General features: G+C 63.0%; 7 protein-coding genes. All 7 read left to right on the top strand.

Annotated elements, in window-relative coordinates; all coding sequences use genetic code 11:
- Positions 1-20: 20 nt before the first annotated feature.
- A complete protein-coding gene (locus ACRDTL_RS09045) occupies positions 21-305 on the top strand; it encodes a WXG100 family type VII secretion target (protein WP_431506370.1) in 285 nt (94 codons plus the stop codon).
- 14 nt (positions 306-319) lie between these two features.
- Positions 320-4,270 (top strand): non-ribosomal peptide synthetase, encoded by a 3,951-nt coding sequence (locus tag ACRDTL_RS09040; protein WP_431506369.1) that lies wholly within the window; start codon positions 320-322, stop codon positions 4,268-4,270.
- Complete coding sequence (locus tag ACRDTL_RS09035) at positions 4,251-4,856, top strand: dTDP-4-dehydrorhamnose 3,5-epimerase family protein (protein ID WP_431506368.1); 606 nt, start codon at positions 4,251-4,253, stop codon at positions 4,854-4,856. Before ACRDTL_RS09040 ends, ACRDTL_RS09035 begins: the two co-directional genes overlap by 20 nt.
- Positions 4,853-6,382, top strand: coding sequence for a sugar transferase (locus ACRDTL_RS09030; RefSeq protein WP_431506367.1), 1,530 nt, complete (start codon positions 4,853-4,855; stop codon positions 6,380-6,382). The genes ACRDTL_RS09035 and ACRDTL_RS09030 overlap by 4 nt, the downstream gene beginning before the upstream one ends.
- A gap of 131 nt (positions 6,383-6,513) precedes the next feature.
- On the top strand, positions 6,514-6,801 hold the full coding sequence (locus ACRDTL_RS09025; protein ID WP_431506366.1) for a hypothetical protein: 288 nt from the start codon (positions 6,514-6,516) through the stop codon (positions 6,799-6,801).
- 18 nt (positions 6,802-6,819) lie between these two features.
- A complete protein-coding gene (locus ACRDTL_RS09020) occupies positions 6,820-7,251 on the top strand; it encodes a hypothetical protein (RefSeq protein WP_431506365.1) in 432 nt (143 codons plus the stop codon).
- Entirely contained in the window at positions 7,248-8,729 is a 1,482-nt protein-coding gene (locus ACRDTL_RS09015) for an endo-1,3-alpha-glucanase family glycosylhydrolase (protein WP_431506364.1), read from the top strand. The genes ACRDTL_RS09020 and ACRDTL_RS09015 overlap by 4 nt, the downstream gene beginning before the upstream one ends.
- Positions 8,730-8,768 lie beyond the last annotated feature (39 nt).

Genomic DNA, 8,768 nt, shown 5'->3' with positions numbered 1-8,768 from the left:
GCCGTTAGGAGACAACCACCATGACCATCAACTACCAGTTCGGCGACGTCGACGCCCACGGCGCACTGATCCGCGCCCAGGCCGCCTCCCTGGAAGCCGAACACCAGGCCATCATCCGCGACGTGCTGGCCGCCGGCGACTTCTGGGGCGGCGCGGGCTCGGTGGCCTGCCAGGAGTTCATCACCGCGTTGGGCCGCAACTTCCAGGTCATCTACGAACAAGCCAACGCCCACGGCCAAAAGGTCCAAACCGCCGGCAACAACATGGCATCCACCGACAGCGCCGTCGGCTCCAGCTGGGCCTGACGCGGTAGTTGATCGTGGCATCGCTCGAGCCGGTCCACTCTGAGCGGGCCAACCAGCGGCGGTTGCCACTGTCGGTTTCGCAGACTCGGCTGTGGTATCTCAGCCAACACCCAGCGGACTCACCCGCGTACAACGAGATGATCACGATCCGCAAGGCGGGTTCGCTCGACGTGGCAGCCCTGCGCCGCGCGCTCGCCGCGGTGGTCGAAAGACATGAGGCGTGGCGCACCACCTTTGGAACCATTGACGGTGTACCTCATCAATTCGTCCGGGAGGCGGCGGAGGTCGATCTGCCCCTCACCGATTTGTCAGGCCTTGGTCGCGAGAACGCGGTTCAACGAGCCACCGAGATCGCGGCCGCCGACACGCTGCGTCCCTACGATCTTGCCGACGGGCCGTTGATTCGTCCGCGGCTGGTCCGCATCACCGAGCACGACCACCGGCTCTACCTGGGCCTACACCATCTCATTTTCGACGGCCCAACGTTGCAGCACGTGGTATTCCCTGAGCTGACAGCCCTTTACCGCAGCTTCGTCATGGGCGTGCCGTCGCCGCTGCCCGGCCCGCAGGCGCAGTACGCCGACTACACGAGGTGGGAACTCGACTGGGTCAGTGGACCTGAGATAGCCGGCCGCGTCGGTAACTGGCGCAGGCGGCTTGCCGGCATCACGCCCACGCAGCTGCCGCTCGATCACCCGCGACCACCGCGCCAGACCTCTGCCGGGGGGACGATCCCGCTGACGATTGAACACACCACCGTTGAAGGGTTGCGCCGCGCGGCCCGGACCGCAGGCGGCAGCCTTTTCCACGCGCTGGCTGCCGCATACGCGTGGTGGCTACATCTCTACGCCGACTCCACCAAGGTCGTTTTCGGTAGCTTGCATGACTTGCGCAACTGCAACGACCTGCCGGCGGTGGCCGGCTACTGCGTCACTCCGGTGGTCCTACGATGTGGCGTGTCGGGTGAAGAGCCCTTCACCGCACTGGTAGGACGAATTCGTCGTCTGGTCACCGAGGCGCTCAGCGATGTCGTGCCGTTCGATACTCTGACGACTGGCCTCGGCGTGCCGCGAGATCCGCGCCACAACCGACTTTTTCAAACTGCGTTGCTATTTCAGCCGCCGCTGACGTCCCCGGCCGACGATTGGTCACTGCATGTGATGGAATCCGGTGTTCGTGACGCTGTGGGATCGACCAAGTTCGACATCAGCATCGAGCTGGACGAGCGGCCCGAGGGACACATCGCGGGAGGGCTTGTCTTCAGCACGGACTTGTTCGACCGCGAGACGGCACGCCAGATGGCATTGCATTGGCAGCGTTTGCTCGAAGCGGTCGCGGCCGCATCTGGAATACGGATGGCAGAACATGATTTGGTTAGCCCGGGTGAGCGCCGGCGTCAGCTCAGCTGGAATCGGACCACCCAAGACCGCATTTCATCGCAATGCGTACACGAGATCATCGGTTCGCAGGTCGAATGCACGCCCGATGCGGTAGCGGTACAGGTCGGCAACACGACACTGACCTACCGGCAACTGGACAACCGCGCGGCGGCCATCGCATCGCGGTTGGTGCAGGCGGGTGCCCGCCCCGGCACGGTGGTGGCCATGCTGCTGGACCGCACGCCCGATCTGGTGGCGGCCATTGTAGGAATTCTCAAATCCGGTGCGGCGTTTCTGCCGCTGGATCCCCGCCAGCCGGCGGCACGAAACAGCTTCTGCATCAACGACTCCCGCGCGAGCATCGTTCTGACCGACCGCCGGCTGCCGACCTGCATGGACGCGGTCACGCCCATCGTCATCAACCTCTGCGATCCGGAGCCGAACGCAGCTCGCGAGGGTGCCCGGTCAAGCAGCGTGTCTTCCGCCGACCTCGCCTACGTGATCTACACGTCCGGCTCCACCGGTCGCCCGAAGGGGGTGCTCATCGAGCATCGCGGCGTCACGAACTTGATGCACACCATGTTTCGTGAGTTGGGCGTCGCTGCCTCCGACACCGTGCTGTCGGTGGCTTCCATCAGCTTTGACCTCGCGCTCGGCGACATCTTTTGTGCGCTGGCGTGTGGGGCACGCCTGGTGCTCGCCACCGTCGCGCAGGCGACGAACCCCGCTACGCTGAGCTGGCTGATCGCCCACAGTGGTGCGAGCTACATGATGGCGACACCAACCACCTGGGGGGCGCTCGTCGCCGCCGGCTGGCGGGGCAGCCGTCATCTCACGGTGGCGTCTGTCGGCGAAACGCTCACCGACGACCTGGCCAAAGCGCTGCTGCAACGGTGCGGTCCGGTCTGGAATGGCTACGGCGCCACCGAGGCCACGGCCGGCACCAGCTTGGCGCGGGTGACCGAGGGAGACGCCGTCACGGTGGGCCGGCCCTTGCCGAATACGCGGGTTTACATCACCGGTCCTCGCGGGCGACTCCAACCGGTCGGCGTTCCCGGGGAGATCGCCGTTGGTGGTGTCGGGGTGGCTCGTGGCTACCTCAATCGCCCCGACGAGCACGCCCGTCGGTTCGGAGACGATCCATTCCACGTCAGCGGGCGGATCTACCGCACCGGCGATCGTGGCAGGTTCTTGCCAGACGGCCGAATTCAATACCTGGGTCGCTACGACGAACAAGTCAAGATGCGCGGCTTTCGCATAGAGCCGGGTGAGATCGAGTCCACTCTGTGCGAGCACCCGGACGTGGAATGCTGCGCAGTGGTCGCTCGCAAGGCGCCCAACGGCGAACAGAAGTTGGTCGCGTACGTCGTCGGCGGGCCAGGGTGCCCGACCGACGCCGAGGCCCGTGATTGGCTACGCGGCCGCCTGCCCGAATACCTCGTTCCGGGCGCATTCCGGCATCTCAGCGCGCTCCCGACCACTGCCGGTGGCAAGCTCGACAAAGCCGCACTGCCTGCACCGGCGCCGCGGGGAGCGAACCGCATCAGCGCCCAGCCTCCGCGCAACGACACGGAAAGGCGGGTCGCCGCGCTGTGGGCCGATCTGCTGGGCGCACCCGTAAACGACGTCAACTCCGACTTCTTTGACGTGGGCGGTCATTCGCTACTGGCGGCCCGGCTGATGTTCGACGTTCAGCGAACATTTGGTATCGAGCTGTCGGTTGCGGCATTCATCGACAACGGCAGGACCGTTGCAGTAATTGCCGAGTTACTCGGTGCTGAAAGCCCCAACAGGAGCGAAGTCACATCCGGTCCACCGCTGCATTTCATCTTCCCCGATCTCGGGTCGGCGATGAGCCTGAGATACTTTACCGCGCAGTGGGGTGCCGGTCAGCCGGTACACGCGGTAATCCCCGAACGGCCAGGCAGTCGGTTCGACCTATCCGTGACCATCGAACAGCATGCCAGCCAGGCTCTTTCGGTGATCCGCCATCGGCAGCCGGATGGCCCACTTGCGCTCGCCGGCTACTCGTTCGGGGGCCTGCTGGCCTACGAAATTGCCCGTCAGACTGTCGATGCCGGCCAGCAAGTCGACTGGCTGGGCATTCTCGACACCGCGGCACCATCGATGGCGCAACTGCTGCGGGCGCAGCTGATGCTGCGATGGCGGCTTCGCCGGTTACGCCAATGGTCGGCGCGTGAGCGATGGACAAAGTACGGCGAAGTCGCGCACCGGGTGGTTCGCAGTGGCGCTCGTGGGCTGCGGCCAGGGGACGACTTCGACTATCGCGGTGCCACAGAGATCACATGCCGTTATCAAACGCCGGGCCATGAGGTGCCGATGCATCTGTTCGTGAGTGAGGTATCCGCAGCCGATATGGAGACAGATCTGTTGGGGTGGGATGAATTTCACAAAGGAGTGTTGACCGTGGATCTTTTTGCCGGCGACCACGTCGCCCTCCTCGGTCTGCCCGAGGTGGAGCGGCTCGCGCGGATAGTGCTCGAGTCGCTTTGCCGGGCACGAACCCGGACAGGTCGATGGGCACCGGTTCTGGAAGGAGTGCTGAATGAAGTACACGCCCACTGATGTCGCAGGAGTGACGATCGTGGACATCGAACCAGACCGCGACGATCGCGGCTTCTTTGCACATTCTTTCTGCGCCGAGGAATTCAGCAAGTACGGACTGCTCTCCAGCGTCGGGCAGACGAACGTCTCCTACACCTACGCTCGTGGCACCATGCGAGGGCTGCACCGCCAGCCGCCGCCGTACGCGGAGGCCACGCTGGTGCGCTGCACCCGCGGCGCGATTGTCGATGTTGCCGTTGATGTCCGGCCCGAGTCGCGCACCTACCGCAAGCACGTGATGGTGCAGTTGAGTGCCGACAACCGCCGGGCGCTGTTTTTGCCGCCGTACGTCGCGCACGGTCTGCAGACCCTTGCCGACAACACCGAAGTCATCTACCAGGTCAGCGGTCGCTGCGCGCCGACGAGAGAGCAGGGATTCCGCTGGGATGATCCGGAGTTCGGCATCGCGTGGCCACTGCCGGTCACAGTTATATCCGAAAAAGACGCTAGCTGGCCACTTCTGGCCACACTTGCGACGGACACGTCCGAAATGTTCGGCGCCACAGTGTCGCCGGCAACACCTAAACGAGAAAGCAGGCCAGCATGACCACGTTGCTTCGCAGTCGAAACGGCCGACCGCCGATCACTGGGCAAAACGGTCACGTGCCCCTCACTACGCAACCAGCGCAGGCCACCCAGGCCAGCGGCGGTCGCCGCTGGCAGCACCAGTATTCGAGACGTTTACGTATAACTGATTCGCTGATCGTCTGCGCATCAGTAATGCTCGCGCAGTACATCCGATTCGGTGATTCGCCGGAAACGTCAGGTTATCTGGGCCAGTTGATGCCGTTTTCGGTTCTGTTCGTGGCGCTGTGGCTGTCGTCTATCGCCGTGTTTCACACCAGATCGGTCCGTATCCTCGGTGCCGGTATCGAGGAATATCGGCGCATCGTCAGCGCGTCATTCTGGACCTTCGGAATCATCGCGATGGCAACTCTTCTCGCGAGAATCTTCCTGGCCCGGGGCTACTTGGCGGTCGCACTTCCGGTGGGCACTCTCGGATTGTTGGCGAGCCGCGGCTCATGGCGGTACTACATTGCCGGGAAGCGAGCGCGCGGCAGATACCAGACGAGGGTCTTGGCGATTGGGGACCGGAAGGGTGTTTCCCAGCTCGCGGAGGAACTGACTCGCAATTGCCGAGATGGCTACGCCGTGGTCGGGGCCGGCATTCCGGGCTACGGGCCCTCCCGCGGGAAGAAGCTCCTGGTGCACGGCAAGGAAATCCCCATTCTCGGTGATGAGACGCACGCGTTGGCCGCAATCGATAGTTGCGGGGCGGACACCGTGGCGTTGACTGGAACCGAACGTTTTGGCGTGCATGGGATCAGACAGTTGATGTGGCGGTTGGAAACCATGGATGTCGATCTTGTGGTCGCCCCTGCGGTGATGGACGTTGCGGAAGCACGGCTGGCCTTGCGGCCAGTTGCGGGCTTCCCATTGCTGCACGTCGAAAAGCCGCAATACCAGGGGGCTAAATGCTTTCAGAAGCGTGCTTTCGACGTCTGCTTCGCGCTGGCCGCACTTATCGGGACCTCACCAATACTCATTGCTTCAGCTATCGCGATCAAGCTCACGAGCAAAGGGCGTGTTTTCTACCCATCTGAACGCATTGGTCTCGATGGCAAGCCCTTCACCATGCTTAAGTTTCGGACGATGGTAGACGGCGCCGACAAGCAAGTCGACCGCCTGCTATCACTGAACGAGAGCACCGGCGGCATGCTCTTCAAAATACGGCAAGATCCCCGGGTCACGTCCGTGGGCAGGATACTGCGGAGATTCAGCATCGATGAGTTGCCACAATTCATCAATGTACTCACGCAGGACATGAGCATCGTCGGACCGCGACCTCCGCTGAAGCGAGAAGTAGATAACTATGACGGCGACGTGATGCGACGGCTGCTCGTGAAGCCGGGCGTTACCGGGCTATGGCAAGTAAGTGGTCGTTCGGACCTTTCGTGGGATCAATCGGTACGACTGGATTTGTCGTATGTGGACAACTGGTCGATGGCCAGTGACCTCATGATCATCGCCAAGACGGTGAAAGCCGTCGTAGCCCGCGACGGAGCATATTGAGCAGTTCTCGACAAGGACAAGTCGATCGCGTAGTGAAATCACGGCGGCAGGTACACGAACTCGTGTGGACGGTGGCCGGCGCGTCAGCCGGGAGCTTTGTACGCTACCGGTTCGGCCAAATGTGGCCGGGTGTGGGACGCACGCTCGCGGCCACGCTCGTCCTCGCCGCAGCTGCCGCAGTGCTCATCGGGTTCGCGGTTGCGGCATCCATCCGAGCGCCGACGAAGATGGTCCTGATCGCCGCGGGCGGGGCGGCGGGCAGCATCAGCGCCGTGGTGACGCAGGTCGCGTCAGCAACACCCGTGCAGTCGGTAATCGGCCTGGCATCCTTCTTCGGGTGTGCCGTTGGTGGCGTACTGCTGGGCATGCTGGTGCCATTGGCTGTCCTGCGGAATGCTCAACGCGAAGAATGGCGGTGAGAAAGCGTCATGGGGTCAGTGTTTTTCGGCTTCGGGTCCGCCGTAGGCGCGGCTCTTGCCTGGCTCGTCGGCCGCAATGAGCCGAGTCGGTCCACGGTTGTCGCGCTCAACGGCACCGCATGCGGGCTGCTCGGCGTTTTGACGTCGGCAAGTGGGCACACGACGGCGTCCGCGGTTGAGGCCGGTCTGGGCCTCCTTGGCACGGCAGCACCACTGACGTTGTGCATGACACCTTTGCGCCCGATCGCAACCTGCGCGGCAATCCCTTCCGCGATGCGCTACCTCGCCGCTACACTCGCACTCGCCTTGGTATACGGTATCGGCTGCGCCACTTTAGGATTCGTGTTTATGGAAGGCGTACGGCACATCTCAGGTAAGGAGAATTCAGGCAAACCCATGGGGTATTCGATCATCATGTCGCGCAAGCCCTTCCACACGCTCAGCTTATGATGTTGCGGTTCGTCGGTCGTTCGTCCGGCTGGGCAGGCCTGTTGGTGCTTGCCGCAGTCGTGAGCACGGCATGGGCATCGCAGTGCACCTATTCAGCAACTGTGCAGGCGACGGCGGTCACGCCCTATCTGCCATTCAACCTGGCCGAGACACAGAGCGCACGAAAAGTCTTCGCCCACTACATGCCGAGCTTGCCGATATCGATAGACAACAAAGACGGCGACAAAGACTATTACGCAACGCAATACCTTACGGTGGACGGCGAACAGGGTGTGCACGCCGCATATGGTGGATTTCTGAGGGATCGGCCGCTCCCACGGCCCCACAGTGATCTGCGGGATTGGCAACTGGCAGACCTGCGAACCGAGATCGGCCAAGCGAAAAGTGTGGGTGTTGACGGATTCGCGGTTGATGTGCTTGACCTCGCCGCGACTTCCAATGTCGTTGACCGGATACTGCAGGCCAGCGCGTCGGTGGGAGATTTCACGGTCATGGCCACCACCGATATGACGGGACCCTTGGGGGCGATGACAGCCGCAGACTTTGCAGCCGAAGTCGCACCGTACCTGAGCGCGCCGGCTGCATTTCATCTATCGGATGGCCGGCCCGTCCTGGGCGCCTTCGCTGCTGACCGGCAGACGCCAGGGTGGTGGTCGAACGCTCTGGGCATCCTCCGTGACAAATTCAAGCTGGCGGTCGCGTTCGTGCCAACGTTTCTGCATGTGGGCGACAACCCGGAGACGTTCGCTCCTTTCAGCTACGGATTCAGTATGTGGGGGGGTCGGAATCCGCGTGCGATGACGGGTGACGACGTCGGTCGTGGTTCTCCGGTGGACGTCATTCGGCGAACGCATCGACTCGGAAAACTGTGGATGCAGCCGGTGGCCTTCCAAGACAGTCGGCCGCGAAGCGCAACGTTCGAGGAATCAGCCAATAGCTTGACAAACAGGCTGGCATGGCAGCTTGCAGACCAGCAGCATGCCGAGTGGGTGCAACTGATCACGTGGAACGACTACGCCGAATCGACCGCAATGGCACCATCGGTGGCTCACGGTTGGCGAATTCTGGACATGAATGCCTATGACATCGCCCGGTTCAAGTCCGGCACATCACCCCGCATCGTCCGGGACGCGCTGTTCGTCTCGTACCGGGACCAACCGGTCGACGCCCGTCCGGTGTATCCCGAAACCTCATTGATGCACGTGGTGTCGACCAGCGTGCCGCCCCGCGACACGATCGAAGTGGTGGCGTACGCGACGGCGCCGTCGCAGGTCTTTATCCGAGCCGGGACACAGCACTATTCTTGCCAAGTCCCGGCCGGCCGTGGGATCTGCACCTACCCGTTGAGTCCCGGATCGATCTCAGCCGAGATGCAGCGCGACGGCACCGTCGTTGCCACTGCGCGGTCCATAGCCGATGTCACCGAGACCCCCTACGTGCAAGACCTTCAATACCGCGTGGTGGGGGGTCTGCGATAGGGTGTCGAAAGCTCCTGAAGGACATGGCGATCGATGCTG

It is taken from the genome of Mycobacterium sp. (genome assembly GCF_050700595.1).
Classification (GTDB): Bacteria; Actinomycetota; Actinomycetes; order Mycobacteriales; family Mycobacteriaceae; genus Mycobacterium.
Note: the sequence above shows the minus strand (reverse complement) of the source record. Positions and strands in the feature narration are given on the sequence as shown.